This is a genomic window from Phyllobacterium sp. 22552 (assembly GCF_052044585.1).
GTDB lineage: Bacteria > Pseudomonadota > Alphaproteobacteria > Rhizobiales > Rhizobiaceae > Phyllobacterium > Phyllobacterium ifriqiyense.
The window spans coordinates 300764-326616 of sequence record NZ_JBQENG010000002.1 but is presented as its reverse complement, the minus strand read 5'-3'; the positions used below and the strand labels follow the sequence as shown (position 1 = coordinate 326616).

31 protein-coding genes are annotated in these 25853 nt (G+C 53.0%); 15 read left to right on the top strand and 16 right to left on the bottom strand.

Translation table 11 applies throughout. The features are described 5' to 3' along the window. Positions 1-128 precede the first annotated feature (128 nt). Entirely contained in the window at positions 129-893 is a 765-nt protein-coding gene (locus tag ACTJI9_RS05750; protein ID WP_115051834.1) for an aldolase/citrate lyase family protein, read from the top strand. A gap of 8 nt (positions 894-901) precedes the next feature. Then, on the top strand, positions 902-1351 hold the full coding sequence (locus tag ACTJI9_RS05745; RefSeq protein WP_440806570.1) for a thiol-disulfide oxidoreductase DCC family protein: 450 nt from the start codon (positions 902-904) through the stop codon (positions 1349-1351). Positions 1352-1374: 23 nt separating this feature from the next. Here ACTJI9_RS05745 and ACTJI9_RS05740 read toward each other — a convergent pair whose 3' ends face one another. Next, positions 1375-1923 carry an RBBP9/YdeN family alpha/beta hydrolase gene (locus tag ACTJI9_RS05740; protein ID WP_440806568.1) on the bottom strand — a complete coding sequence of 183 codons (549 nt, stop codon included), beginning with the start codon at positions 1921-1923 and terminating at the stop codon, positions 1375-1377. Between the two features lie 186 nt (positions 1924-2109). Between ACTJI9_RS05740 and ACTJI9_RS05735 the strand changes: the two genes are divergently transcribed. Beyond that, positions 2110-2994 carry a VOC family protein gene (locus tag ACTJI9_RS05735; protein WP_435530185.1) on the top strand — a complete coding sequence of 295 codons (885 nt, stop codon included), beginning with the start codon at positions 2110-2112 and terminating at the stop codon, positions 2992-2994. On the opposite strand, the gene ACTJI9_RS05730 is transcribed toward ACTJI9_RS05735, so the two are convergent. The 5 genes from ACTJI9_RS05730 to ygfZ are packed head-to-tail and all read right to left on the bottom strand — an operon-like array spanning position 2991 to position 6488. Further along, positions 2991-3497, bottom strand: coding sequence for a cupin domain-containing protein (locus ACTJI9_RS05730; RefSeq protein ID WP_336440986.1), 507 nt, complete (start codon positions 3495-3497; stop codon positions 2991-2993). The genes ACTJI9_RS05735 and ACTJI9_RS05730 overlap by 4 nt on opposite strands. A 9-nt stretch (positions 3498-3506) precedes the next feature. After that, positions 3507-4466, bottom strand: a complete 960-nt coding sequence (locus ACTJI9_RS05725; RefSeq protein WP_336440987.1) for an NUDIX hydrolase — start codon at positions 4464-4466, stop codon at positions 3507-3509. Continuing rightward, positions 4463-4984 (bottom strand): tyrosine phosphatase family protein, encoded by a 522-nt coding sequence (locus ACTJI9_RS05720; RefSeq protein WP_337353790.1) that lies wholly within the window; start codon positions 4982-4984, stop codon positions 4463-4465. Before ACTJI9_RS05720 ends, ACTJI9_RS05725 begins: the two co-directional genes overlap by 4 nt. 3 nt (positions 4985-4987) lie before the next feature. After that, entirely contained in the window at positions 4988-5626 is a 639-nt protein-coding gene (locus ACTJI9_RS05715; protein WP_307283892.1) for an HD family hydrolase, read from the bottom strand. 13 nt (positions 5627-5639) lie between these two features. Beyond that, entirely contained in the window at positions 5640-6488 is an 849-nt protein-coding gene (ygfZ, locus tag ACTJI9_RS05710; protein WP_440806564.1) for a CAF17-like 4Fe-4S cluster assembly/insertion protein YgfZ, read from the bottom strand. A gap of 74 nt (positions 6489-6562) precedes the next feature. Between ygfZ and ACTJI9_RS05705 the strand changes: the two genes are divergently transcribed. Continuing rightward, entirely contained in the window at positions 6563-7897 is a 1335-nt protein-coding gene (locus tag ACTJI9_RS05705) for a dihydroorotase (protein ID WP_440806562.1), read from the top strand. Here the strand turns inward: ACTJI9_RS05705 and ACTJI9_RS05700 are convergent. The 7 genes from ACTJI9_RS05700 to ACTJI9_RS05670 form a co-directional block, all read right to left on the bottom strand. Then, positions 7885-8673 (bottom strand): PhzF family phenazine biosynthesis protein, encoded by a 789-nt coding sequence (locus ACTJI9_RS05700; RefSeq protein WP_336440991.1) that lies wholly within the window; start codon positions 8671-8673, stop codon positions 7885-7887. The genes ACTJI9_RS05705 and ACTJI9_RS05700 overlap by 13 nt on opposite strands. A 30-nt stretch (positions 8674-8703) precedes the next feature. Further along, a complete protein-coding gene (locus tag ACTJI9_RS05695; RefSeq protein ID WP_440806560.1) occupies positions 8704-9594 on the bottom strand; it encodes a sigma-70 family RNA polymerase sigma factor in 891 nt (296 codons plus the stop codon). Then, positions 9581-10036 (bottom strand): carboxymuconolactone decarboxylase family protein, encoded by a 456-nt coding sequence (locus ACTJI9_RS05690; protein WP_440806940.1) that lies wholly within the window; start codon positions 10034-10036, stop codon positions 9581-9583. The genes ACTJI9_RS05695 and ACTJI9_RS05690 overlap by 14 nt, the downstream gene beginning before the upstream one ends. A 90-nt stretch (positions 10037-10126) precedes the next feature. Continuing rightward, positions 10127-10921, bottom strand: a complete 795-nt coding sequence (locus ACTJI9_RS05685; RefSeq protein ID WP_440806557.1) for a hypothetical protein — start codon at positions 10919-10921, stop codon at positions 10127-10129. 20 nt (positions 10922-10941) lie between these two features. Continuing rightward, positions 10942-11199, bottom strand: a complete 258-nt coding sequence (locus ACTJI9_RS05680; protein ID WP_115051821.1) for a hypothetical protein — start codon at positions 11197-11199, stop codon at positions 10942-10944. 102 nt (positions 11200-11301) lie between these two features. Beyond that, positions 11302-11637, bottom strand: coding sequence for a TIGR02301 family protein (locus tag ACTJI9_RS05675; protein ID WP_337353946.1), 336 nt, complete (start codon positions 11635-11637; stop codon positions 11302-11304). Between the two features lie 112 nt (positions 11638-11749). Further along, positions 11750-12181, bottom strand: a complete 432-nt coding sequence (locus tag ACTJI9_RS05670) for an NUDIX hydrolase (RefSeq protein WP_440806938.1) — start codon at positions 12179-12181, stop codon at positions 11750-11752. Between the two features lie 98 nt (positions 12182-12279). Here ACTJI9_RS05670 and ACTJI9_RS05665 point away from each other — a divergent pair, with 98 nt between their 5' ends. After that, positions 12280-13044, top strand: a complete 765-nt coding sequence (locus ACTJI9_RS05665; protein WP_440806555.1) for an SOS response-associated peptidase — start codon at positions 12280-12282, stop codon at positions 13042-13044. A gap of 29 nt (positions 13045-13073) precedes the next feature. Further along, on the top strand, positions 13074-13688 hold the full coding sequence (locus ACTJI9_RS05660; protein ID WP_115051819.1) for a LysE/ArgO family amino acid transporter: 615 nt from the start codon (positions 13074-13076) through the stop codon (positions 13686-13688). Here ACTJI9_RS05660 and ACTJI9_RS05655 read toward each other — a convergent pair. After that, on the bottom strand, positions 13665-13832 hold the full coding sequence (locus ACTJI9_RS05655; protein ID WP_162802416.1) for a hypothetical protein: 168 nt from the start codon (positions 13830-13832) through the stop codon (positions 13665-13667). The two genes, ACTJI9_RS05660 and ACTJI9_RS05655, sit on opposite strands and share 24 nt — an antisense overlap. Before the next feature lie 381 nt (positions 13833-14213). Between ACTJI9_RS05655 and cysS the strand changes: the two genes are divergently transcribed. From cysS to rarD, 4 genes are all read left to right on the top strand, one after another. Then, positions 14214-15668, top strand: a complete 1455-nt coding sequence (gene cysS / locus ACTJI9_RS05650) for a cysteine--tRNA ligase (RefSeq protein WP_115051818.1) — start codon at positions 14214-14216, stop codon at positions 15666-15668. Beyond that, positions 15665-16159, top strand: coding sequence for a GFA family protein (locus tag ACTJI9_RS05645; protein ID WP_115051817.1), 495 nt, complete (start codon positions 15665-15667; stop codon positions 16157-16159). The genes cysS and ACTJI9_RS05645 overlap by 4 nt, the downstream gene beginning before the upstream one ends. Further along, entirely contained in the window at positions 16156-17769 is a 1614-nt protein-coding gene (gene cimA / locus ACTJI9_RS05640; protein WP_354344938.1) for a citramalate synthase, read from the top strand. The genes ACTJI9_RS05645 and cimA overlap by 4 nt, the downstream gene beginning before the upstream one ends. A gap of 101 nt (positions 17770-17870) precedes the next feature. Then, positions 17871-18821 carry an EamA family transporter RarD gene (gene rarD, locus ACTJI9_RS05635; protein ID WP_440806551.1) on the top strand — a complete coding sequence of 317 codons (951 nt, stop codon included), beginning with the start codon at positions 17871-17873 and terminating at the stop codon, positions 18819-18821. Here rarD and ACTJI9_RS05630 read toward each other — a convergent pair. Next, entirely contained in the window at positions 18818-19708 is an 891-nt protein-coding gene (locus tag ACTJI9_RS05630) for a CorA family divalent cation transporter (RefSeq protein ID WP_162802415.1), read from the bottom strand. The genes rarD and ACTJI9_RS05630 overlap by 4 nt on opposite strands. A gap of 120 nt (positions 19709-19828) precedes the next feature. Next, entirely contained in the window at positions 19829-20434 is a 606-nt protein-coding gene (locus tag ACTJI9_RS05625) for a TIGR00730 family Rossman fold protein (RefSeq protein ID WP_115051813.1), read from the bottom strand. A gap of 162 nt (positions 20435-20596) precedes the next feature. On the opposite strand from ACTJI9_RS05625, the gene ACTJI9_RS05620 reads away from it, so the two are divergent. From ACTJI9_RS05620 to pssA, 5 genes are all read left to right on the top strand, one after another. Continuing rightward, positions 20597-21829: a LysM peptidoglycan-binding domain-containing protein gene (locus ACTJI9_RS05620; RefSeq protein ID WP_337353800.1), complete on the top strand. Its 1233-nt coding sequence runs from the start codon at positions 20597-20599 to the stop codon at positions 21827-21829. Between the two features lie 89 nt (positions 21830-21918). After that, positions 21919-22278, top strand: coding sequence for an ArsR/SmtB family transcription factor (locus tag ACTJI9_RS05615; RefSeq protein WP_115051811.1), 360 nt, complete (start codon positions 21919-21921; stop codon positions 22276-22278). A 71-nt stretch (positions 22279-22349) separates the two neighbouring features. Next, entirely contained in the window at positions 22350-24167 is a 1818-nt protein-coding gene (locus ACTJI9_RS05610; RefSeq protein ID WP_370878861.1) for an ABCB family ABC transporter ATP-binding protein/permease, read from the top strand. Between the two features lie 125 nt (positions 24168-24292). Then, positions 24293-24991: a phosphatidylserine decarboxylase gene (locus ACTJI9_RS05605; RefSeq protein WP_115051809.1), complete on the top strand. Its 699-nt coding sequence runs from the start codon at positions 24293-24295 to the stop codon at positions 24989-24991. A gap of 3 nt (positions 24992-24994) precedes the next feature. Further along, positions 24995-25843: a CDP-diacylglycerol--serine O-phosphatidyltransferase gene (gene pssA, locus ACTJI9_RS05600; RefSeq protein ID WP_115051808.1), complete on the top strand. Its 849-nt coding sequence runs from the start codon at positions 24995-24997 to the stop codon at positions 25841-25843. Positions 25844-25853 lie beyond the last annotated feature (10 nt).

Genomic DNA, 25853 nt, shown 5'->3' with positions numbered 1-25853 from the left:
CGCCCTACGGGGCGGTTTTTTATTGCAGCGATAATTGCGACAATCCGCGAAGGATTTTTGTTTTCTTTGACCTTGACCGGCATTGTTCTGCGTTTGCAATATGAATGGTCACAGGGAAGGTAAGAATCATGTCATTAGCGTCGCGTCTCAGAGCCGGAGAAACAATTTATTCCGGCTGGTCCAGCATGACCGATACCCTGGTGATGGAAGCCCTTTGCCGCACAAGGCTTTCCGCTGTCCTGCTCGATATGCAGCATGGCGCACATGACACCGCCAGCGTTGTTGCATTGACCGGCGTGTTGCGCAGTGCCGGAAAGCACACCGCAGTTCGCGTGCCGGTTGGCCGCTTTGACATGGCAAGCAGGGCTTTGGATATAGGCGCTGAAGCTGTTATTGCGCCCATGATCAACACAGTGGCTGATGCAAAGCTTTTTGCCGCAGCGATGAAATATCCGCCATTGGGCGAACGTTCCTGGGGCCAATTGCGCGGTCGCCCAGGTGGCTATGTCTCGGGCGGTTCCGGCGGATACCTCGAACAGACCAACACGGACACGTTGGCCTTTGCCATGATCGAAACCCGCGCAGCATATGAAGCCTTGGACGATATTCTCGCTGTCGACGGAATCGACGGTATTTTCGTTGGCCCCTCGGATTTTTCAATTGCGTGGAGCAATGGCACGGAAGTCAATGCTGGTTCCGAAGCGATCATTGAACCTTTGACCGAAATCGCAAGGCGCTCCAAAGCCGCTGGCAAACTTGCCGGAATCTATGCCGGTAATGCAGCATTGGCGAAACGTTTTTCCGGTCTGGGATTTACCTATTTGCCGCTTGCTGTGGACACAACCTATCTAACTGATGGCGTGCAAAGCCTATTGAACGAGATAGAAGTGTAAACCAAGCCATGCGCAAGGCCTTCAGCTATCGCGCAGATCCCTCGGTACCTGACTTCCCTGACGATCACCCCATCCTGATCTTCGACGGAAACTGCGTCCTATGCTCCGGCTTCGTCAATTTCCTTTTGCGTGCCGACAAGAAGCGGCGTTTCCGGTTCCTGTCGGCGCAATCTTCGCTTGGCAGTGCTCTTTTTCGGCACTATGGGCTCGTTTCTAGGGACTATGAGTCAAACATTTTGCTCGAGAAGGGGATGATCCGGATCAAGTCGGATGGATCGCTGCGAGCAATAGAGATCTTGGGATTTCCCTGGTCGATGGCTTGTGCTGCCCGAATTGCCCCGCGTTTGTTTCGCGATTGGCTTTACGATTATATAGCCCGAAATCGCCTCAACTGGTTCGGCATTCGCAATAGCTGCTACGCGCCCGACCCATCCGACGCTGATCGATTTTTAGGATGATCAGCAATAGGTCATTTCATTGATCAAAGCTTGGAGAGGAATTGCGCAAAGACCATCGTTCCTTCCGGCCAAGGCCCATGACCGGACTCCGAATTGAGATGACCGGACTCTCCAGCATCCACAATCACTGATCCCCAAGCCGCCGCCAGATCGTCGGCAACTTCATAGCTGCAATAATGATCATTCCGGCTTGCAACCACCATCGACGGAAATGTGAAGGGCTCGCGAGGGTAGGGGCCGAAGGTCATGAGATGCTTCGGCCGGATTTTCGGATTGGAAACATCTGGAGGCGTAACCAGAAATGCGCCTTTGACCTTATCGCCGACATGAGGAAGAGCATGGATAAATGTGGGCACGCCGAGAGAATGAGCGACCACCACGACGGGGCGTGTTGCCTCATTTATTGCCTTGGCAACTGCTGCAACCCAATCTTCACGAACCGGCTTTGACCATTCGGTCTGCTCGACCCGGCGCGCTGTGGAAAGCTTGCTTTCCCAACGGCTTTGCCAATGATCAGGACCGGAATTTGTGTAGCCGGGAATGATAAGAATATCGGTATCTTTAACTTTCATGTGCCGTATTTAGGAAAGTTGCGCCTATTTCGCAATATCGAACACAACGGGATCCCTCTCGATCCGGTAAACAATGTTCGCTTCATAGTTCACTATTTGCGAACAGCCTGTTCGCCGCCACGGCTCTTGTGCAGGAGGGGGTGAAAGCCGATTTTCATCACAACGAAACGAACAATGCGAAGTACGATGCAATTTACACGCCGGGAACTGGTTGGTGGAACTTTAGCCCTTGTCGGAACGGTGGCCAGTACGCGCGCGGAGGCAAAAATGACGGACGTATCTTTTGCTGCAACAGCCCCGACTTATGTGTCGAAGATTGGCATAAAAGCCAAGGATGCTGATCTGCTTTCAAGCTATTATCAGGATGTGGTGGGCCTGCGCGAAATCTCACGCAAGGGACAATCGATCATACTGGGTGCCGGCGAAACGCCGCTGCTTGAAATAGAACAGGCCACCGTCCGTGCCGATGATCCGCAAAGCGCCGGACTTTATCACACAGCTTTTCTGCTGCCGGAGCGGGCTGATCTGGCGCGATGGGCGAGGCGCGCGATTGATCAGCGCACACCTATTGTCGGTGCATCGGACCATCTGGTCAGCGAGGCGATCTACCTGACCGATCCTGAAGGTAACGGCATTGAAATCTACGCTGACCGCCCGCATGAAAAATGGACATGGAATGGCTCTGCTGTGACAATGGCAACGGAACCGCTGGATGTCGGCAATCTCCTGACCGAAGCCACAGCCCAGCCTTGGACAGCTGCTCCAGATGGAACCATGGTCGGCCACCTCCACTTGCGGGTCGGCAACGCCAAGGAAGCTGAAGCATGGTGGCATAAGGAGCTTGGTCTTCAAACCGTTGCTGCCTATGGTGCCGGTGCTGTGTTCATGTCCACAGGCGGCTATCATCACCACGTGGCTGCAAATGCCTGGCAGAGCCGGGGAGCCGGACGCCGTGACAATGATCGATCCGGCTTGGCCTGGGCTGAGTTCAGCTCGGCGGATGCAAAGGAAGAGCGTGAGATCATTGACCCTTGGGGCAATGTTATCCGTATTGTTCCGGCCAAAGCTTAACCCGGCTTATCCGTATCGACACGCTCCCAGTATTCAATCTGGGAGGATCGCACATAGCCTTCGCCCATAAGGCGGACGCCGACACGTTGATTTTCCGGATAGAACAACACCTCATTAGGGTTTTTCTCTCCGATCATCAGGAAACGGCAGGGTGCATCGCTGTGATTGTAAAATGAATGCCCAGCTTTTTGACCGGCGGGAAAGCAGACATAGTGCCCTGCCTTCATGACATATGTCTTATCGCCAAGCTTCAAAGTCATTTCACCTTCGAGAACGAAGGCATGCTCTTCCTCAAGCATGTGATAGTGGTTGAGGCTCGATTCCATTCCCGGTGAAAGTTCTTCAAGCTGAACCCCAACATGGGTTGAGCCGCCAAATCCTGATAAATACCGATAGGTGCTGCCGAAGCGTGTGCCTTGCGACCACTCTTCAACCGGAACGTCCTCCGAGGAAAATGGCTCGAAAATGCCGTCGGCGTTCATGGATGTAGGCTTGTCATTCATTTGCAGCTCCTATGACCGGTTACCAACCCTGAGGCCCGCTACACTTCGCTCCTCAAGAACGTTATGCCGGAACTGGTAAAGTGCGGCGGGACGCCCCCGTGCTTGTATCTGCTCAGCACCGGTCGGCTCCACCAATTCCGTGGTTTCGACAAGCCGTCGAAAGTTCTGTTTGTGTAAATGACGTCCGGAAATAGCTTCAACGGTCTCTTGCAGTGCCGTCAAGGTGAAGGCGGGCGGCATCAGTTCAAAGACTACTGGACGATATTTCAGCTTCGCACGCAGTCTGGAGATCGCCGTTGCCAAGATGCGGCGGTGATCAAAGCTCATGGCGAGGCCGGGCAGGCAGCGTGCAGGAGTTCTGTCAGCCCGCCCGTCGCGTATCGCTTCCTCGATAAGTCCCGCCTCATATAAAAGCTCATAGCGCTCAAGCACGCGTTCTTCATCCCAAGCTATATTCTCATCACCAAAGGCCATGCGAAAACGGCTTAGCCGAGACGGTAATGCGTTTGCCTCCGCCCATTCCTGCAAGGCAGGGCGAATTTCTTCGTCGATCATGGCGGGCTTGCCGCCGCGCCAGTCTTCCCACGGCAAAAAGGAATACCAGTTTCGCCAGCGTGCGCCTGATTTGCGAAGTTGCTCGCTGCTATTTTCGGAAATGCGGGTAAGTGCAAGATATCCGACAGAAACAACGTGCAATCCGCGATCTTCGACCGTTTTGTGCCTGCCCCGATCGCCGAAAGTATAAAGCTGCTCGACATATCCGAGTTGGAGCGGCGTTTGCTCGGCCACCCATTCGCGCAAGCCGGTTTCAAAAGTGCGATGTTCAAGTGGGTTGAATGGACCGAAGGGCAATTCATCTCTTTCCGGTTGGCCACTGGAAGAGGTCGTCAAGATAAGAGGATCATTATTGGCGACAGCAGCGATTGCTGCACTCAGATTGATTTCAACTGCATTGAGCGCGGTCGTCATGTGTCTACCGTTAGCGGAAGAATGAAGGGGGTGCCCTCAAAGGCGTCTTCGCCGCGGCCAATGGCCTTTATCGCGTCCACCATGCGTCCTCTGCGATCCAGCAGATCGTCAGCAAGCGCAACCAGCAAAGCATTCGGCGTTGCAGATGGAGCATTGCGGCGGAGTGTTTGCGCCAATTTGGTTTCGTCCAAATCCGGATTGAGTGCGAGTGCAGTAATGTAAGCTCCAGCAGTAGAACGCGAGATCCCGGCATAGCAATGAATGAGCAAGGGGGCTTCTCGATCCCAGCGCCGCCCAAACTCGATAAACTGACTGATATGATCGACAGAGGGATGAATCATTCCATCAGATGGCTCTGTGATGTCATTGAAACCAATGAATAAATGGCGTGTTTCCTCAATCTCTACCGGTCGGTTGAATTGCGAGCCGACATTCATGAGAGTGAGCATATCCCTAACACCAAAACGTGACGCTGTTTCAGCGATACGCGAGACGGGTGATACAATGAGATGCGGCATAGTCTATCCTTTGATGCGCTGTTGATCTAACGCAGCAAAGCGCAATAAAAACGCGTTCTGGGCATTTTGTGTGGGAAGTGGTGTCAAGTCCAGACCTTGCGGGTCAATACCACGCGGGCGTCCGAAAAACTGGACTGCTTCATCGGGCAAAAAACCCGCGAGCAGTGTCGCTTCGTGATATGCGGCCACGGCATCGGCGCGTTTTATTTGCCTGCGAAGCTCCTGACTGATGATCGGAGTGAGCGAAAACCTCAAATGTATGGCGTGCTGCAATCGCAACTCAACGGCCTTGTAATCGCCTCCGACCACGGCTTTGAACGGCGAAATCATATCGCCAATGACATATTCCGGGGCGTCATGCAAAAGTGCGATCAGTCTTTGCTCGGTTGTTATCTGCGGGAAGAGGCGGCCAAATATTTCCTCCACCAATAGCGAGTGCTGAGCGACGGAGTAAGCATGTTCGCCTGTCGTTTGGCCGTTCCAGCGGGCTACCCGTGAGAGGCCCTGTGCTATGTCTTCAATCTCGATATCCAGTGGCGATGGATCAAGCAAATCTAGGCGTCGGCCCGACAACATGCGCTGCCAAGCCCGCATTTCCGGCTCGATTGAATGGTCCTGTCTGGGCGCGGCCCTTTCTGACATTATAATTCCCTGGTTACGCTTCCTGCGCAGTCACGGGAAATGTAAACCGGTGTTCGGGTGGAATGGCAAGGTCGATAGCAATATCTCCTGCCAAAATGGGAGTTCCACTATCGATCGCATCTTTAACGCGGTCGATACGGACAAGCGCCAATCCGCTCGGTCCGACAGCGCTTCCCATCGTACCCAGCTCACGTCCATTTGCCGTTATGGATGTTCCTGTTGGGGGCAGGTCCATCAAGCTGTCGACAATAAGGATTCGCCGTCGTGCAGTTCCGCGATGCTGCATCCGGGAAACGACCTCCTGGCCGATAAAGCAGCCCTTCTTGAACGAAACACCATTGATCTGATCGAAATTGATGTCATGCGGAAAGGCATCACCCAGCGCATAGTCCATAGGTGCTTCGGCCACACCATGAGCAATCCGCAGACGCGTCCACGCGTCGACATCGCCATTGATAGCGGTATCGCCATAGTGGCGGCAAACGTTGAGGTCGCCAGGAAAGCGCTCATCCCGAACCGTAGAATCAGATTCTGAGACGCTTGACTCACTTCCCCATGAAACGGCCACAAGCGATTCAGAATCAATGGAAATCTGTACTTTGGCGCGCAGCTTATAGAGGCTCAGACGCTTGGCAAAATCATCGATCACAGACTGCAAAATGTCGAGACGCAAGCCATCGGCCGATCGTGAAATCAGAAACTCGAACATGATCTTGCCTTGAGGGCTCAGAAGGGCCCCAGGTCTGAGTTTGCCTCTTTGCAGATTATCGAGATCTGTGGTGATCAGGTTTTGCAGGAAGCTCTCTGCTTCTTCGCCTGTAACGTTGAGGATCGCTCTTCCGTTTAAAAGTGCCGATGGCATTGCATTATCCTTGCCTTATCTGTTCCTGTTACGTAATCCGCTCGGGACGGGTTCGCAAGGTGAAGGAGATGCAAATGGCTCAAACATTCGACACGATTTATCGAAGCGGCATGGTTGTCAATCAGGATGGCGTCGGTTTGCGCGATATCGGTATCATCAATGGGCGAATTGCGGCCATCGGCAATCTGGGCACCGCATCGGCGGGCGAAATCATCGATGCGACTGGCCTGCATATTCTTCCCGGCGTCGTCGACAGCCAGGTGCATTTTCGTGAGCCCGGCCTCGAACACAAGGAAGACCTGGAAAGTGGATCCCGTTCGGCCGTTCTTGGCGGTGTCACGGCGGTTTTCGAAATGCCCAATACCAAGCCGTTGACGACTTCAGCCGAAACCCTCGAAGACAAGGTCCGTCGCGGCAAGCATCGCATGCATTGCGATTTCGCCTTTTGGGTTGGCGGTACGCGTGACAATGCGCATGATGTTCCTGAACTGGAGCGTCTGCCAGGTGCCGCAGGCATCAAGGTTTTCATGGGTTCCTCTACCGGTGATCTTCTTGTTGAAGACGATGAGGGTGTTCGTTCAATCCTCAGAAATACCCGCCGCCGCGCTGCATTCCATTCCGAGGACGAGTTCCGGCTGCGTGAGCGCGAAAGCTTCCGCGTCCCGAATGATCCGTCCTCGCATCCGGTCTGGCGCGATGAGATTGCAGCTCTTCAATGCACCGAGCGTCTGGTACGGATTGCCCGTGAAACCGGTGCCCGTATCCATGTTTTGCACATTTCCACCGCTGAGGAAATTGACTTCCTTGCTCAACACAAGGATGTGGCGAGCTGTGAAGCAACGCCGCATCATCTGACGCTTGATGCCAGCCAATATGCAACGCTTGGAACCTTGCTTCAAATGAATCCACCGGTGCGCGACGCCCGTCATCGCGATGGTGTCTGGAGAGGAATCGGGCAGGGAATCGTTGACGTGCTTGGCTCAGATCATGCGCCCCACACATTGGAAGAAAAGTCCAAACCCTATCCTGCGTCACCATCCGGCATGACCGGCGTGCAGACACTTGTGCCGATCATGCTCGACCACGTAAATGCCGGACGCCTTTCCATTGAACGCTTTGTCGATCTTAGCTCGCATGGTCCAAATCGCCTGTTCGGTATGGCTCGCAAGGGTCGCATCTCCGTAGGCTATGATGCGGATTTGACAATTGTCGACATGAAGCGCCGCGAGACTATTACCAATGAGCAGGTGGGTTCAAAGGCTGGCTGGACTCCTTATGACGGCAAGATCGTCACAGGCTGGCCTGTAGGCACTATTGTGCGCGGCATTAAAGTCATGTGGGAGGGGGAGATCGTCACTCCCTCACAAGGCGAGCCGGTGCTATTTGGTGAGGCACTTCAAGGCAGATAAATCTCTGCCTTCATGAACGTCACCGCTGCACCGCTGATCAGTACACGATCATCAGCAAGCTCGCAGAGCAAGTGTCCGCCACGCTTTGAGCGTTGAAACGCGGACAAATGATTTTTGCCAAGCTTCGCGGCCCAATACGGCACAAGCGTTGAATGTATTGATCCGGTTACCGGATCTTCCGGAATGCCGGCATGGGGTACAAAATAGCGCGATACGAAATCATGCTCTTCACCTTTGCCGGTAATCACCAGTCCGAACGGGTCAAGTTCTGTAATTTTCGGCAGGTCGGGAACAAAATCAAGCACCGCCTGCTCATTTTCAAGCTCAATGAAGACATTCTCGAAATTCTGAAATGCCGTGATATTTTCCCGTGCGGTAATATCTTTTAGCGCGGGGAGGAGATTGGTCACTGGCTCTGGCGGAAAGCTTGGAAAATCGAGCTGATAGGCTGATTGCTTTTTGTTGACGCGCAGGGCTCCGACCCTTGTCTCAAAAACCAATTCGCCTTTTATGCCCAGCTCATGCAGCAGCACATGGGATGAGGCAAGGGTGGCATGACCACAGAAATTCACTTCGTGAACTGGCGTAAACCAGCGTAAATCCCAGCCAGTTGCGTTGCGTTTGACAAAGGCAGTTTCTGCAAGATTATTCTCGGCGGCAATGTTCTGCATGGTTTCAACCGGCAGCCATTCGTCAAGAACAAGCACTGCTGCCGGATTGCCGCGAAAAAGCTCGGTGGTGAATGCATCCACCTGGTACATTGTCAGCGTCTTCATTGGGCACCTGTGAATTCAAAAAGAGTGGCCTCAAGCTGTACCCTTTGCCGGGAATTTCGCAAACTGCAAATGTCCAAGTTTTTCCGGGTTGCGCACGACATAGATGGCCTTGATCTTCCCGTTCTCGATTTCCAGAGCGGTTGTTTGTGGCAGGTCATCAGACTCCATCGTAGCAAAGCCATGCAAGCCATCAATCAGGCCTTCAAATAGCAGAGTTGGAAGCTCGAAATCTGCACGGCGTGAAACGCCCTCGAAAAAGCGCATTATGTTCTCAGCTGTGTAAATTGGCTTGACCACCGAAAGCCTAACTCCACCGCCATCAGCATACATAACGACGTCATCTGCCAGAAGGGTTTGAAGTGTCTGTGTGTCGCCAGTGCGTGACGCATTAAAAAACGCGGCGGCAATTCTACTGCCTTGTTCATCCGAAACTGGAAACCGCGGCTTGGCCTTTTGTATATGATTGCGCGCCCGGTTTGCGAGCTGCCTGCAAGTCGCAGCATCCCGATTGATAGTCTGGGCAATCTGCTTGAAATCCTGGCCGAACACGTCATGCAGCAAAAAAGCGGCACGTTCGAGGGGCGACAGCCGTTCTAGTGCCATCATAAGGGTCAGCGTAATGTCACCTTCGGTCTCTTCTTCGAGCGGATTGAATATCGGTTCCGGCAGCCAATCTCCTACATATCTTTCCCTGCGCACACGCGCCGATTTCAGATGATCAAGGCAAAGGCGCGTAATTATGCTGACAAGAAAAGCTTCTTCACTGCGAACACTCGACTTGTTGGTCTTGTGCCAGCGAATGAAGCTCTCTTGAACAATATCCTCTGCCTCTGCGACTGACCCGAGCATGCGATATGCAATCCGGGTCAGCCGAGGCCTCAGGCGGTTGAACGCTTCTAGCGTGTCGTCAGGCTGCGACACTGGCTTTTGCTACCGGATGTATGGAGCGGAACCCGATGGCAATACGGTTCCAACCGTTGATGGTGACAATGAGCATCGTCAATTTCACAATTTCCTCCTCAGTGAAGTGCAGCTTCAGGGCTTCATAATCACTATCGGGCGCATGGGTTTGCGAGACCAGAGTCAACGCCTCTGTCCAGGCCAAGGCAGCCCTCTCACGATCGCTATATAATGGAGATTCTCTCCAGCCGTTCAGCAAATAAATGCGTTGCTCGGTTTCGCCATGCTTACGCGCATCCTTGGAATGCATATCGAGGCAATAGGCGCAGCCATTGATCTGGGATGCACGCATCTTGACGAGTTCTTGCAGGCTTTTTTCAAGGCCGTTACCTTCAACGCCTTCACTCATGACAAGCATCGGCTTGAGAGCGTCAAAACTTATAGGATTTAATCTGGCTTTCATCATCTGTCTCCTGTGTGGCATTCAGTTGCCTGAATACGAGACGAGACAGCATTGCCGGATGTGACATCCAATGAAAATAAATCTGAAAAATCAGTCGCCGGTCACGAAAAAGCGCCAGCGGCCTTTCGGAGTGATACCCAGACGATAAAATACATACGTGCCGAACTGCTTCATTTCATCATAGTCGCCAGCAGTAACGATTTGAAAGAGCTCAACTTTTTGTTTTGCATCCAGCTTATCCAACGGATAGGCAAAGAAATAGGGCCAAACGTATAATTCGTCTGCTGTACCTGCATCGATGTGCACGAATCCTGATTCCAGCACATCAACCAAAATTGCAAGTATTTCCTGCCCATCCGGATCGCCTGCCTGACTTTTCAGATAGGCCAGCGGGTCGCCATCGACTTCGGCTAGCGAAAGCATGGTTACATCGTCACCAGACCCGATAAGTGGCCGCAGCGCTTCAATATTGCCCGATTTCGCAGCCTCGAGAATAAGCTGATGCATCTTTTGTACGGGGAAGGGTAGCTTGGTGAGATCGTACTGGACCTCTGGTGTTTCCGCTCCATCCTTCGCATTGGGCATTGCTGGATTGGTAGCCTTGGCACCCTCGGCGCCATCTTCCGCCGTAGGCTCGGTGGGCGCTGCACCTGGCGTATCTGATGATGCGGGCGGGGGTGTCTGTGTTTCGCCAGTTGGCTGGCTCGCGTCAGGCTTTGCAGGCTCTGCCGCCTTGGGCAGTTCTTCCTTTTTGATTTCGCTCAATGCAAGTTGCACCGACGCACCTGAATTTGCAGACCATGCAGGTAGGCTCAATGCGCATACCGCTGTCGCCAGCATGATGGTTCTGGCGAAAGGATAAGCGGAAAGATGCTTTTCAAGCATGAATGTCACCCGGAATTTAACTACTGCAGAATGCGATTCGTCGAAAACTCGCCAGCAGAGATACGTTCGCGCAAGGCTTCGAGCAAGGCCAACGCGGACACTTCCCCGTTATCGCGGATAAGTTCGATCAGCGCGGTGGCAAATGCTGCTTCAGCCATGATCTCCGGTTCGATACCTTCAAGCGTGCCATCAGCCCAGACTTCATTCTGATATTCGATCGCTACGAGTTTTTTCTCTTCAGCAACCAATTTATCAATATCTGTCGAGGTCATGTTCATGATGTACCATCCTTGGCCGAAGCCAATTCTTAAAGTGCCACTAAACAATACCATAGGTTTTGCTTAAAATGCGGTTCATTGGCTTCAACAGTTAAAGCCCGGTTAATTTCCATATCCCGATACGATTTCGGAAGAAAGCTTTGTTCCTTCCTGTTCATAGCGGTCAATCGCCGCAATCGCCTGGCTTGTACAGGCCGAATAGGTCTCGTTGAAGGTCCTGTATCCCCGGTTAAAACTGGCAATCAAACGCGCCTTTCGCACTGGATCTGGATTTTCGGCCAGAAGCAGTGCATCCATTCTGTCGCGCCATTGGCTGCTGTTCTCACCACATATATTGCGCAAAGAGTGGATCGAGCCCAACACTTCCGCCAGTCTTATCAATTTGGTTTCATAAAGAGGATCGACTGCATAGGCTGGAACAGCGCACGAAATTCCCATCAATGCCAATATGATAAACGCTGTTCGACGCACAAAATTGCCTTGAGCTGAATTCCCCAAACCCTTGTGTCCTGAAAGCAAGGCATCTTCAAGGCAGTTTGGTGGGATACCCTCAGCTTTCGAAGTCCCGCGCAAGTTCCCGTGCAACGTCAAGCACACTTTCCGTAACGTCAAATCCGGTCATTTCTTCATACCGCAACCAATGAACTGCTGCCGCGTCATCGGCAGCAATTGCTTCCCCAAGAACATCATGGGCTCGAAAAACAGCAAGGCGGAATGGTCTGGGGGAGGGAAATTCAGGCGTGGAGTAATCGAATGTCACTGTCGTAAGATAGGTGACCATCGCCGCAGCGAGGCCGGTTTCCTCGTGCAATTCTCTAATTGCCGCCTCCTGCGGCGTCTCATCATCCTCTCGTCTTCCGCCGGGAAAGGCGAGCCAGCCCTTGGAAGGATCGCGCCCACGCTCAACCAGAAGAAATGCACCGTCGCGGATGCATACGACCGATACGCCATCGACAGTTGGGGAAAGTGGAATTTGGTCCATATCCAAGCGGTAAGCCTTGCAAGTCCGTTTGACAAGATGGCGGTAGTTGAGCAAGTGGTGCATTGACGAAGGTCGCGGCAGCGTGGAAGCAGGTTAATATGTGCGGACGTTTTTCACTCCTTGGGACACCTGAAGAAATAGCGGCCTATCTTGCGCTCATGGAGCTTGAAGATTTTCCGCCACGTTTCAATATTGCCCCGACGCAGCCAATCCTCATGGTGATAAGCGGCGAAACTCCGCCCCCTGGCAGCAATCGTTCGGATCGCAAAGCGCTGCTTGTCCGCTGGGGTTTTATTCCGGGCTGGGTGAAAAATACTGCCGATTACCCATTGATGATCAATGCGAGGTCGGAAACTGCAATCGAGAAGGCCTCTTTCAAGACCGCTATGCGCCATCGCCGGGCTCTCATTCCGGCATCAGGTTTTTATGAGTGGCGTCGCAGCGGGGACAAAAAATCCCAAGCTTACTGGATCAGACCGCGCAATGGCGGCATCATTGCCTTTGCCGGACTTTATGAGCCTTGGGCTAATGCCGAAGGCTCGGAAATGGACACTGGAGCCATACTTACGACGCGTGCCAATGACGATATTCGTCACATTCACGATCGTATGCCTGTGATCATCGAGCAAAAGGATTTTGCTCGCTGGCTCGATTGCAAGACACAGGAGCCACGCCATGTTTCGGATTTATTGAAGCCAGCGCAAGCGGACTTTTTTGAAGCCATTCCCGTATCCGACAAGGTCAACAAGGTTGCCAATACCGGGCCGGATATTCAGGAAAGGGTGCTTGAAAAATTGAGCGAGCCCAAAAAATCCGCTCGCAACAAACCCGAAGAACCTGATACGCAGATGAAGCTTTTTTAATTCGCCCAGGTTTATCAGGATATCTTCGAATGCTTTCAGCCGCACTTTCCGGTTTTCTTCTTGGCGGATCGCTGATCATTGCCATCGGCGCTCAAAATGCCTTCATACTGCGTCAGGGATTGTTGCGCGAGCATGTGTTTATTCTCAGCCTGATCTGTGCATTGTCCGATGCGTTGCTCATTGCAGCAGGTGTTGCCGGGCTTGGCACATTGATAGCCCAGTCGCCCAAACTCATTTCATTCGTAACGCTTGGAGGCGCTCTGTTCCTGTTCTGGTATGCCTCGGTAGCATTCCGGCGTGCATTGCACCCAGAGGCAATGCAGGCTGCACGGTTTGGCAGTAGCTCGCTGAAGGCTGCTATTGGCACCGTATTGGCGCTAACATTCCTCAATCCGCACGTCTATCTGGATACAGTTGTCTTGCTTGGGGGCCTCTCGGCCCGCTTCGAAGGGGCTAACCGCGCGGCTTATGGCGCTGGCGCGGCGATTGCATCCTTCGTCTGGTTTTTCGGCCTCGGCTATGGTGCGAGGCTGCTGCAACCGGTGTTCGCCCGTCCGGCTGCCTGGCGCGTGCTCGATGTTATCATCGGCCTTGTCATGGCGGGGATCGCGCTTAGTCTTTTAGTCCGTTTCCTGAACAATTGAAGCGAGCTTCAAAGGCGGACGCTGACGGACAGTGTTGAGTACTGCGGCTTGAATGGCTGCCGGGCCGATGGCGCGGTATTGCAGGGCAAGGTGGTCGGCAAAGATACTCTCTCGCGGCTTTGCAGTCTGTTGTGTCGGTATCATGGGTCTGGTCCTTTTGGGCGGGGCCTATTCCCCTTTCGCATAAGAGACAGGAATCCCGTTCAAATTGGCCGGAAAAAAGGCACTTTCCGGGAGGATTTTAGGCTTTCCGGTTAATTTGCATTAACCAATGTGATCCCGACAAATTTGCCACACCAGCTTCCAATTGCCGGTGCTTGACGATTGGCTTGCGCTCAATCATAAAGACATCATGAAAACGTTGTCAGTTACGATTATTATCACCTGTCGGACCATTATCAGCTAGCTCCTGCTGGCCCGGTCGTTTTCATCTCAAATTTCCAGTACCAAAGATGCAAATATGCCGGTCAAGCGACCCGTCTGTTGATATTCTGTACATCCTTGAACCTGAAATTGAGATGACCCATGCCGCATGACATTAGCCTTTACAATACGCTGACACGCTCGAAGGAGAAGTTCGAGCCAATCGACGTTAAAAATGTGCGCATGTATGTCTGCGGCCCGACAGTCTATGACTACGCCCATATCGGCAATGCCAGACCTGTCATTGTCTTTGATGTGCTGTTTCGGCTTTTGCGTCACACCTACGGCGAAAATCATGTCACTTACGTTCGCAATATCACGGATATCGACGATAAGATTAACGCGCGTGCCGCCCGGGATTTTCCGAATCTGCCACTGAACGAAGCTATTCGAAAGGTGACGGAAGCTACGAACGCTCAGTTTCAGGCCGATGTGACTGCGCTTGGCAATCTGGAGCCATCGGCGCAGCCGCGGGCGACCGAGTATATTGCCGAAATGGTGGCGATGATCGACCGGCTGGTAGAGCGCGGCGTTGCCTATGTTGCTGACGGACATGTGCTGTTCTCACCCTCTGCGATGAATGCGGCGAGGGGCCCGCGCTATGGGCTTTTGGCACGGCGCTCCGCAGATGACATGCTCGCAGGTGCCCGCGTCGACGTTGCGTCGTATAAGCGCGACGAGATGGACTTTGTTTTGTGGAAGCCTTCCAGGGAAGGTGAGCCCGGTTGGCCGTCACCGGCGGGGATTGATGGTCTCGGTCGTCCCGGCTGGCATATAGAGTGCTCTGCCATGGCTATGGCCAAGCTGCTTGAGCCCTTCGGCGGTGGGTTGCGCTGCGATGATCCGATGAAGAATATCTTTGATATTCACGGAGGTGGCATTGATCTCGTTTTCCCTCATCATGAAAACGAAATCGCCCAGTCATGCTGCGCATTCGGCACGGATCGGATGGCCAATATCTGGATGCATAATGGTTTCCTCCAGGTTGAGGGCCAGAAGATGGCGAAAAGCGTCGGAAATTTTTTCACCATCAACGAATTGCTGGAGACGACGACATTTGGCGATCGCAAATGGCCGGGCGATGTTTTGAGATTGGCTATGCTCATGACCAATTATCGCGAGCCGATTGATTTCACCATCAATCGGCTAGAAGAAGCTGAGAATATCCTCGCCAAAGCGCGGGAATATGCAGGCTCTGCCGCTGTCGGATGGGTGCCCGATGAGGCTTTGGAGATATTGTCTGATGATCTTGCAACACCGGGCCTTATCAACTGGCTGGCTACAGTCCGCAAATCCCGGTCACTGGATCCCGCAGCTTATAAGGCAATATTTGCATTACTCGGCATTGATTTGAGTAGTGATGCCGACGAAGTGTCGTCTGAATTCGCCGCAGAGATTGAAGCTAAGGTAATGCAACGGCTGGAACTGCTCGGTGCACGCGATTTTGCTGAAGCAGACGCTATCCGTTATGAATTGTTGGAAAAGGGCATTCAGCTCAAAGATGGCAAGGATGCGGTCACGGGTGAACGTGTGACAAGCTGGGAGGTGAAGCGGTGAGTTTGGATAACAAGCCAGTCTACACCGGAGGCTGTCAATGCGGGGCCGTACGGTTCCGCGCTACTGGCGCGTTGGGGAGCCCATCGATCTGTCATTGCCGCATGTGCCAGAAAGCATTCGGCAATTTCTTTGCGCCGCTGGTTTCGGTAACGGATACCGATCTGACATGGACGCGAGGCGAACCAAAACGGTTTCAGTCGTCCAACCACGTCAAGCGGGGATTCTGCGCCGACTGCGGAACACCGCTGACCTATGAAGCGCCCGATGGTATAGCTCTTGCCATCGGCGCCTTTGATGAACCGGAAGAACTAGCGCCGACTGTTCAATGGGGACTCGAAGGCAAATTGCCTTATGTCGATGATCTCTCGTCTTTGCCCGGATATACGTCCGAAGGCGATCCGGAATCCATCGATTTCCTGAAAACCATGATTTCGTATCAGCATCCGGATTTCGATACAGACAGATGGCCCGCGGAAGAGACGCACAAGTGAGCAAAGAACGCATCTACCTTTTCGACACCACCTTGCGCGATGGCCAGCAGACACCTGGCATTGATTTCTCGGTGGAAGACAAGAAAGTAATCGCGGCTATGCTGGACGAGTTTGGCTTCGACTATGTTGAAGGCGGCTATCCCGGAGCGAATCCGACCGACACAGCATTCTTTGCCGAAAAACGCACAAACCATGCAAAGTTTGCCGCATTCGGCATGACAAAACGCGCCGGCGTTTCTGTTTCAAATGATCCCGGTGTCACAGCGCTGATTGGCTCTTCGGCTGATACGGTTTGTTTCGTTGGCAAGAGTTGGGATTATCACGTTCGCGTTGCGCTCGGCTGCACGAACGAAGAAAATCTCGAGTCCATCGACGCGTCAGTGAAAGCCGCTGTCAGCGCGGGCAAGGAAGCCATTGTCGACTGTGAACATTTCTTTGATGGTTACAAGGCAAATCCTGACTATGCGTTGGCTTGTGCCAAGACCGCCTATGATGCTGGTGCTCGCTGGGTGGTTCTTTGCGATACCAATGGCGGTACGCAACCTGCTGAAGTGACGGCGATCGTCAAGGCGGTCACGAAAATCATTCCGGGTGACCATTTGGGCATTCACGCGCATAATGATACGGAACAAGCTGTCGCAAACTCGCTCGCTGCCATTGATGCTGGCGTCCGCCACGTGCAGGGCACGCTTAACGGTATCGGAGAGCGCTGCGGCAATGCCAATCTAATCACTATCATCCCGACATTGATGCTCAAGCCCGCATGGGCGGATCGCTTCGAGACCGGTATCAGCCTCGAAAAGCTGAAGGGGCTGTCGCGCTTGTCGCGCAGTTTCGACGAACTGCTTAACCGTGCGCCAAACGCGCAGGGCGCTTTCGTAGGCTCTTCCGCCTTCGCCACAAAGGCGGGAATTCACGCTTCTGCGCTGATCAAAGAGCCAGCGACCTACGAACATGTTCCGCCGGAAACGGTGGGGAATCGCCGCAAGGTCATGGTTTCTGACCAAGGCGGCAAGTCCAATTTCATCAACGAACTGGAGCGGCGCGGCATTTCTGTCAGCAAAACCGATCCGCGTCTTGATACGCTGATTTCGCTCGTCAAAGAACACGAAGCTGAAGGTTATGCCTATGAGGGTGCCGATGCCAGCTTCGAGCTATTGGCCCGGCGCACGCTTGGCACAGTGCCTGAGTTTTTCAAAGTGGATTCCTTCCGCTGTATGGTCGAGCGCCGCTTCGATGCCAATGGAAATATAAAAACTGTCTCCGAAGCTGTGGTTCGCATGGAAGTCGACGGCGAAATGCGTATGTCGGTGGCCGAAGGGCACGGGCCGGTCAACGCTCTCGATCTTGCCTTGCGCAAGGACATGGGCAGCTATCAGCATGAGATCAACGATCTCGTATTGGCGGACTTCAAGGTCCGTATTCTCAATGGTGGTACGGAAGCGATTACCCGGGTTTTGATAGAATCGACAGATTCCACCAATGTCAGATGGTGGACAGTCGGGGTTTCCGACAACATCATAGATGCGTCTTTTCAGGCATTAATGGACTCTGTGGTCTATAAATTGATGAAAAATCGCGATCTTGCAGGAAAAATTGCCGCGGAATAGATTGATTTGACTAGAAAAGAGCCAAAACATCAAATGGGTTGATGTTACGATCATTCGAATTCAATGGACGCAGTGCAGGCTGAAGTCTAGGACTTCGCTCCATGAGCGAACAAGCAAAAATGAATGATGCAATGCAATCCGTGCCTTTGCCGGGAATGTCCGATGGCAAGAAAGGCTTTCTTTTTGCTCTCTCAGCATATCTTCTTTGGGGCGTCCTTCCGTTTTATCTGAAGACCGTCGCTCATATTCCTGCGCTGGAAGTGGTCGCACATCGTATTGTCTGGTCTGTGCCGATTGCCGGTATCCTGCTCTGGTGGCTTGGCCTGTTTGGCGATCTCAAGGTCGCTTTGACAACTCCGCGCATGCTGGCGATGGCTACACTAACCGCCAGTCTGATCACTGTTAACTGGGGCACTTATGTCTGGGCCATCGGCTCTGGCCATGCGATCGATACGGCCTTGGGTTACTATATAAATCCGCTGGTCAATGTCGTTCTGGGTGCAGTGTTTCTCGGCGAACGTCTATCCAAGCCCCAAATGGTGGCCGTTGCGCTGGCAGCTTGCGCCGTGCTGCTCCTCACCATTTATTCAGGTGGCTTGCCGTGGATATCGCTGGTCCTCGCATTCAGCTTCGGATTCTATGGGTTCTTCCGCAAAACTCTACCTATTGGCCCGACGCAGGGATTCATGCTGGAAGTTTTGATCTTGTCGATCCCATCGCTTGCTCTGATCGGCTGGACTATCATTCAGGGCACTAGCCATTTCATGCAGGGCAATACGCATGATATCGCTCTGTTGCTTTTCGCCGGTCCGGCAACCGCCGTTCCACTTATCCTTTATGCCTTTGGTGCGAAACTGCTCCGATACACCACGATTGGCCTGATGCAATATACTGCGCCGACTATTGTGTTTCTGAGTGCAATCTTTGTATTTGGCGAACCATTTTCACACATCCAGTTCATCGCTTTTGCTTTGATCTGGTCGGCTTTGGCCATCTATACGTGGTCCATGTTGCACGAAGCGCGCAAAGCTCGCCCCGCTACGGCGGCCTAGCGCCGCGAACCGCCAATCTTGCGAACAAACAGATAAACCATCACTGAAATAAACAGCGCTACAAAAGCCACGATCCAGAAACCGTGCGGACTTTCCAGAAATGGCAATCCACCGGTATTCATGCCGAACAAGCCGCTGATCACTGTTGTGGGCAACAGGACGGCGGTCATGATCGACAAAATATAGAGAAACTGGTTGGACTGGTCGGATAGCTTTGCCATCAGTTCGTCCTGCAAAAGCCGAGCCCGCTGTTGCAATTGCTCTCCCTCTGCATGCAGCGTTTCGGCTCTGCGAGACAGGCCTTCGATCAGATCATCGAGGTTCTCGGGAAATGCACGCCGGTCAGCATGGTCGATATGGCGAAAAATGCCGGTGGCCGCGGTTAAATGGCGATGAAACAGTACGATCTGGCGCCTTACGGGTACAAGCCGCTCCCGTTCGCCTTGCCAATTATCGCCGACGATATGATCTTCGATTGAGTCGAGCGTCTCGGCAAGTTTTGCTATTTCAGCTTTCAACAATTCAAGAAAACGCCGAAATATGGCGTGGAACAGATCCAGCGGAGTTTCAAGTCTGATCTTGTCCCGCAATATGAACTGCCGGACATCATCGACCGACTGCAGAGGGTATCTGCGCCCGCTAATGAATAGTTTCTCGTTTAAAGCGAAGCGGAAATAACCCAGTTTGCGTGCATCGCCATAATGCTCGTGCTGCAGGTCGGGAAGTTCGCCGAAAAGCCAGCCGTCTTCATAGCTTATCTGATATTGGTCGCCCGCAGCGAGCAAGGTTTCCTTGACCGCTTCCGGGAGGTCGTCGTCGTTTTCCAAGTTACGTTTGGCGCGTACATCTACCAGCGCGTAACTTTTCCATGACCAGCTACTATCCACTGCAGATTTCGTAATCAGGCAGCCGCCGGTATCAAAATCATGGACTATGACAAAATCGTCGGTTCGAGGCGATAAATGTTTGGGATCGAGCGTGTCGATGATGCTGACCCTTTCATTCCGTCAGAGGCGTTCGATGATCGCTTCATTGCCTTCCCGATCCCCCCTCGACGCAGCGCTGAGGATTGCGGGTACAATATCTTCGGGCCTGTCTACCACAATTGGATTGACCAAATGTGACGTGTGCACGAACCCCTCGGCTTTCATGTGATCAAGTAGAGCCAGCATCGGATTCCAGAATCCATTGATGTTCGCAAAAACCATCGGCTTTTTGTGACGGCCAAGCTGCGCCCAGGTCATGATCTCGACAATTTCTTCGACAGTTCCAATACCACCGGGGAGGGTGACAAAAGCATCGGAACGCTCGAACATCTTGTGTTTGCGCTGGTGCATGTCCTCAGTGACGATCAACTCTGACAGCTGCTGCAGTGAATGCTCGGTGGCTTCCTTGTTCATAAGGAATTTCGGAATAATGCCGGTCACTTTGCCGCCTGCCGACATGACGCCATCGGCGACTGCACCCATAATACCTTTTGTGCCGCCGCCATAGATCAACTCAAGGCCATGCTCGGCTATAGAGTTTCCAAGCAGCTTGCCGCTTTGTTTGTAAATTGGATCACGGCCCGGCGAGGAACCGCAGTAAACACAAATGGATCGAATCTTGCTCATATATTCTTGGTGCCTTTTGCTTTGCTGACAGTCAAGCGCGACAAATCGGGACACCCTACCGCTTTGGCTGAATTAAAAGTATAGTAGGCCGGATTTGCGTCGTTTCTTGTAGAGGAGCATAAAAGGCGCTAGAGCAAAAAAGAACAAGAGGGTAGAAAAACAATGCTCAGCACACGAATTGCATTATTGGGGGTCAGCGCCGTTGTTGCCGCGGGGTTGGTTGCGCTTTATCTGGCAGATATTTCGGGTCAGACAGACGCTGATAAACCAGCCGCAATTGCTAATATTGACACTTCGGTGAAGCCTGCGGCACCAACAGAGCCAGCGGCCGAACCGGCTGCTTCGGTGCCTTCCACGGGCACTGCCCTGACACAGCAAGCAGCAATGCCGCAACCGGAACTGACAACAGTTCCACCAAGCTCTGGCGCACCCACTTTTGATGTATTGCGTGTCGAGCCGACCGGGTCGATTGTCATTGCGGGCAAGGCGTCGGCCAATGCCACTGTTGATCTGCTCTCACGCTCTAAAGTCATTGGCACTACAAAATCCAATGAAAGTGGCGACTTTGTTATTGTTCTCGAAGATCCGTTGAAGCCCGGCGATTATCAGCTTGTGCTGCGTTCAACCGGAGCCAGCGGGACAGCCATGACTTCGATTGAAACCGCAATCGTATCAATTCCTGAATCCAAAACCGGACAGGTGTTGGCTCTTGTCGAGCAATCGGGCCAGCCAAGCCGCATGATCACGACACCAGCGGCCACGCCCGCGCCCGATGCCGCACAGGCAGTGGTCACTGCTGCCCCGAAGGGCGACAAGCCCGTTGTTCAGCCAGCCGTTAAAGCCCGTATTGCTGTGGAAGCTGTCGAGATCGAAGGCAACAAGCTCTTCATCGCTGGCACTGCCGAAGCAGGCTTGACCGTGAAGGTTTACGCAAACAGCGATTTGCTGGGATCAACAATGACAACGCCGGAAGGGCGTTTTCTTGTTCAGACCGTAAAGGAGCTGGCAGTTGGCGACTATATCGTTCGCGCCGATATGCTTGCGGCTGACGGTGTTACCGTTCTTGCCAGATCCGCCGTACCTTTCAAACGTGAGGCAGGCGAGCGAGTATCGGCCGTCGCAGCCGCGCCGAAAGCCGATGAGCCTGTACAGGCCGAGAGCGCGACAGCGCAAGCTGCAACAGGTGATGCTGCCGCACCACTGCAAAGTGTTGAGGGCTCGGTCATTATTCGCCGGGGTGATAATCTGTGGCGGATTTCGCGCCGGACCTATGGCGAGGGAATGCGTTACACCACCATCTATCTTGCCAATAAAGAGCAGATACGCAATCCAAACCGGATTTTTCCTGGACAAGTGTTCGCCTTGCCTGAAACGGATAAACCCGCCGTCCAATAGAAAATATCTGCTGTATTCCGGCGGTTTTACGCAAAAGATTTGCGGGTAGGATTGCGTTTGCGATATATATCGTTTATCGACGATATACGATGACTTGCCAAAAATCTTTTGAAGACATTGAGAACGCCCGTATCCTGGCCGCGCTTGCCCATCCGGCTCGTCTGCGCATTGTCCGTCAGCTGTCATGTCTGGATGCATCGTGCTGCAAGGATATTGTCGCTGGTCTCGACCTTGCTCAATCGACGGTTTCGCAGCATCTCAAGATTTTGGTTGAAGCTGGATTGGTTCGTTATCGCCAGTCCGGTCAAAGCTCGCATTACAGCATTGACCCGGCAGCATTCGCTCACGTTGCAATGCTTGTAAACAAAATGGCAGAGCTCTGCTGTCCACCACAAAAAATCATTCCACCGCAGCCGCAAGTCTGGCGCGAAAACATGCTTGAGGATTAGACGTGCCCGAAAAGACCGTATCATCCGAGTCTGGAAAAACTTTCCAGACAATCCGCAACCTTTGGCCCTATATGTGGCCGGTTGAACGTCCAGATCTGCGCATGCGGGTCGTATGGGCTACGGTCTACCTCATCATTTCCAAAATTGTATTGATCCTGGTTCCTTACTTTTTCAAGTGGGCAACCGATGCGTTGAACGGCAAACTGGAAGTTTCCGAACTTTTGCCAGTCTTGCTCATCGGCCCTCTGATGCTGGTTGCTGCCTATAATCTGGCGCGTATTGTTCAAGCTGGGCTTAACCAGTTGCGCGATGCGCTCTTTGCCAGTGTCGGTCAATATGCCGTGCGCAAACTCGCTTATAAGACGTTTGTTCATATGCACGAACTATCCCTGCGTTTCCACGTCGAGCGCCGCACCGGTGGTCTGTCGCGCATCATCGAGCGTGGAACAAAGGGCATTGAAACCATTGTCCGTTTTACAATCCTCAATACAGCCCCGACGATCATCGAATTCCTGATGACCGCAGTGATATTTGCGTTCACCTATGGCCTGTCTTACGTGGCGGTCGTCGTAGCTACTGTTTGGCTTTATACTTGGTTCACAGTGCGCGCCAGTGACTGGCGGATCAATATTCGCCGCGACATGAACGAATCCGACACCGATGCCAATTCCAAGGCGATCGACTCGCTGTTGAACTTCGAGACCGTTAAATATTTTGGCAATGAAACCATGGAAGCAACCCGCTTTGATGGGGCAATGGCGCGATACGAAGTTTCCGCGACGCGCATCTGGACTTCGCTCGGTTGGTTGAACTTCGGTCAGGCGGTGATTTTCGGTATCGGCATGGCGGTCATGATGATCATGTCGGGCAGGGAGGTCATGGCAGGCACCCAGACAATAGGCGATTTTGTTTTCATCAATGCCATGTTGATGCAGCTTTCCATCCCGTTGAATTTTATTGGTTTTATATATCGGGAAATTCGTCAGGGATTGACTGATATTGAACAGATGTTTGATCTGCTTGATGTCGAGCAGGAAGTGAAAGACAAGCCTAATGCAAAGGCCTTGCAGATTGATCGTGGCACGGTCCGCTTTGACAATGTGCAATTTGCCTATGATCCAAAGCGCCCGATCTTGAAGGGTGTCAGCTTTGAGGTGCCAGCAGGCAAGACCGTGGCTATCGTCGGTCCATCGGGCGCGGGCAAATCAACGCTGTCGCGCCTGCTATTCCGCTTCTACGATATACAAAGTGGTTCGATCAGCATTGATGGGCAGGATATCCGCGATGTGACGCAGGAAAGCTTGCGCTCAGCCATTGGTATGGTGCCGCAGGATACTGTGCTTTTTAATGACTCTATTGCCTACAACATCCGCTATGGCCGAGTTAGCGCTACCGACGAGGAAATGCGTAATGCCGCCGAGCTTGCGCAGATCGGGCCATTTATCAACACTTTGCCTGAGGGCTATCAAGCCATGGTCGGTGAACGCGGGCTAAAGCTCTCCGGCGGCGAAAAGCAGCGTGTTGCCATTGCTCGGACGATCCTCAAGGCGCCCCCCATCCTCATACTTGACGAGGCGACGTCTGCTCTGGATAGCGCCACCGAGCATGAAATTCAGTCGGCACTTGATTTGGTCAGTCGTGACCGGACGACCCTTGTTATCGCCCACCGGCTATCGACCATTATCGGCGCAGATGAAATCATTGTTTTGAAGGATGGCGTGATTGCTGAACGTGGTACACATACCAAGCTGCTGAAAATTAAAGGCCTTTATGCGTCAATGTGGAATCGCCAACGCGAGGCAACCGAGGCCGAAGAGCGGTTGCGCCGCGTACAGGCCGAGGACGATCTTGGAGTGGTTGTCCGTGGAAAGCCTGCAATGCCCGCGTGAATGGTTTGCCCCGGCGGCCAATCTCCGATAAGAACGCGAAAACTCGTTGAAAAATAGCCGTCATGTAACGACATAGCCTACGGCGTTTCGCGACATATGATGCTGGCATAATCAGGGATAGATGAATGAGCCTTGTTGATACGATCCGTAATACTTTTGTGCCCATCCATAAGGAAGGCTATCCCTTCATTGCGGGTTTCGCCGTTGCCACACTCATTCTTGGTTATCTTTGGGGCCCATTGTTCTGGATCGGCCTGATACTGACCGCTTGGTGCATTTATTTCTATCGTGATCCCCAGCGCGTAACCCCCACCGATGACAAGCTGGTTATAAGCCCGGCGGATGGCCTCGTTTCGGCTGTTGGGCCTGCAGTGCCACCGCGCGAGCTTGGATTGGGTGATGCGGAAATGACCAGAATTTCCGTCTTCATGAATGTTTTTTCCTGCCATATCAATCGCGCTCCGGTTCGCGGCCGAATTTCCACTATCGTCCATAAACCCGGCAAGTTCCTCAATGCGGAACTCGACAAAGCCAGTGCGGAAAATGAGCGCAATGGTCTGGTTATCGAAAGCCCCAATGGCGAGGTAGCCGTTGTGCAGGTTGCCGGTCTGGTTGCCCGCCGCATTGTGTGCTGGGTCGATGAAAGCAACTCAATCTCAATCGGCGAGCGCTTTGGCCTGATCCGCTTTGGCTCTCGCGTCGATGTCTATCTGCCGCAGGGATTTGTGCCGCGTGTTGCAGTCGGCCAAACGGCTGTCGGCGGCGAAACGGTTGTTGCTGAATTTGGTGGCGCGCCAAGCGCACCTCTGGTCCGGATAAGCTAATCAATGCCGTTGGAGCAAGAAACAGACCCGTTGTTTGACGAGAAACATCAGAATGCCGAACCGAAAGGCACGCGCATTCCCCTGCGTTACCTCATGCCCAACGTCATCACAGTTCTGGCCATCTGCGCCGGGCTGACCGGTATCCGGCTGGCATTTGAAAACAGATTCGAGCTGGCCGTTTCAATGGTTCTGCTGGCTGCGTTCCTTGACGGCATAGACGGGCGCATCGCCCGCATGATGAAGGGTTCATCCAAGTTCGGCGCTCAGATGGACTCGCTTGCTGATATCGTCAATTTCGGCGTTGCACCGGCTTTGGTCCTTTATGCCTATATGCTTGATCAGGCGCGATCCTTCGGCTGGATTGCGGCGCTGCTTTATTGCATTGCCTGTTGTTTGCGGCTCGCCCGCTTTAACGTCATGCTTGACGTCGTCGGCAAACCGCTATGGCAGAATAACTTCTTTACAGGCGTTCCTGCTCCTGCAGGCGCCATGCTGGTCATGTTGCCGGTTTATCTGGGCTTCCTCGGTCTTGTTCCCACGCGTACATTCGCCTTTATAGCAGCAGCCTATACGGTGGGTGTGGCGGTGCTGATGATCAGCCGCTTACCGGTCTATAGCGGAAAGGCAGCAGGCACCAAGCTTCGTTCAGATTGGGTCATGCCGACCTTCCTGTTTATCGTGGTCTATGTGGCATTCCTGATGAGTTACACATGGGAAACGCTAACATTGACGACAATCGCCTTCTTCCTGACCTTGCCGTTCAGCTACAGGGCATGGAAACGTTTTGAAGCGGCGGATGCTGCCAGTACCAGCACAGATGCCGAAAAGGATGGTTCCGAAATCCAATCCTGATGTCGGAGCC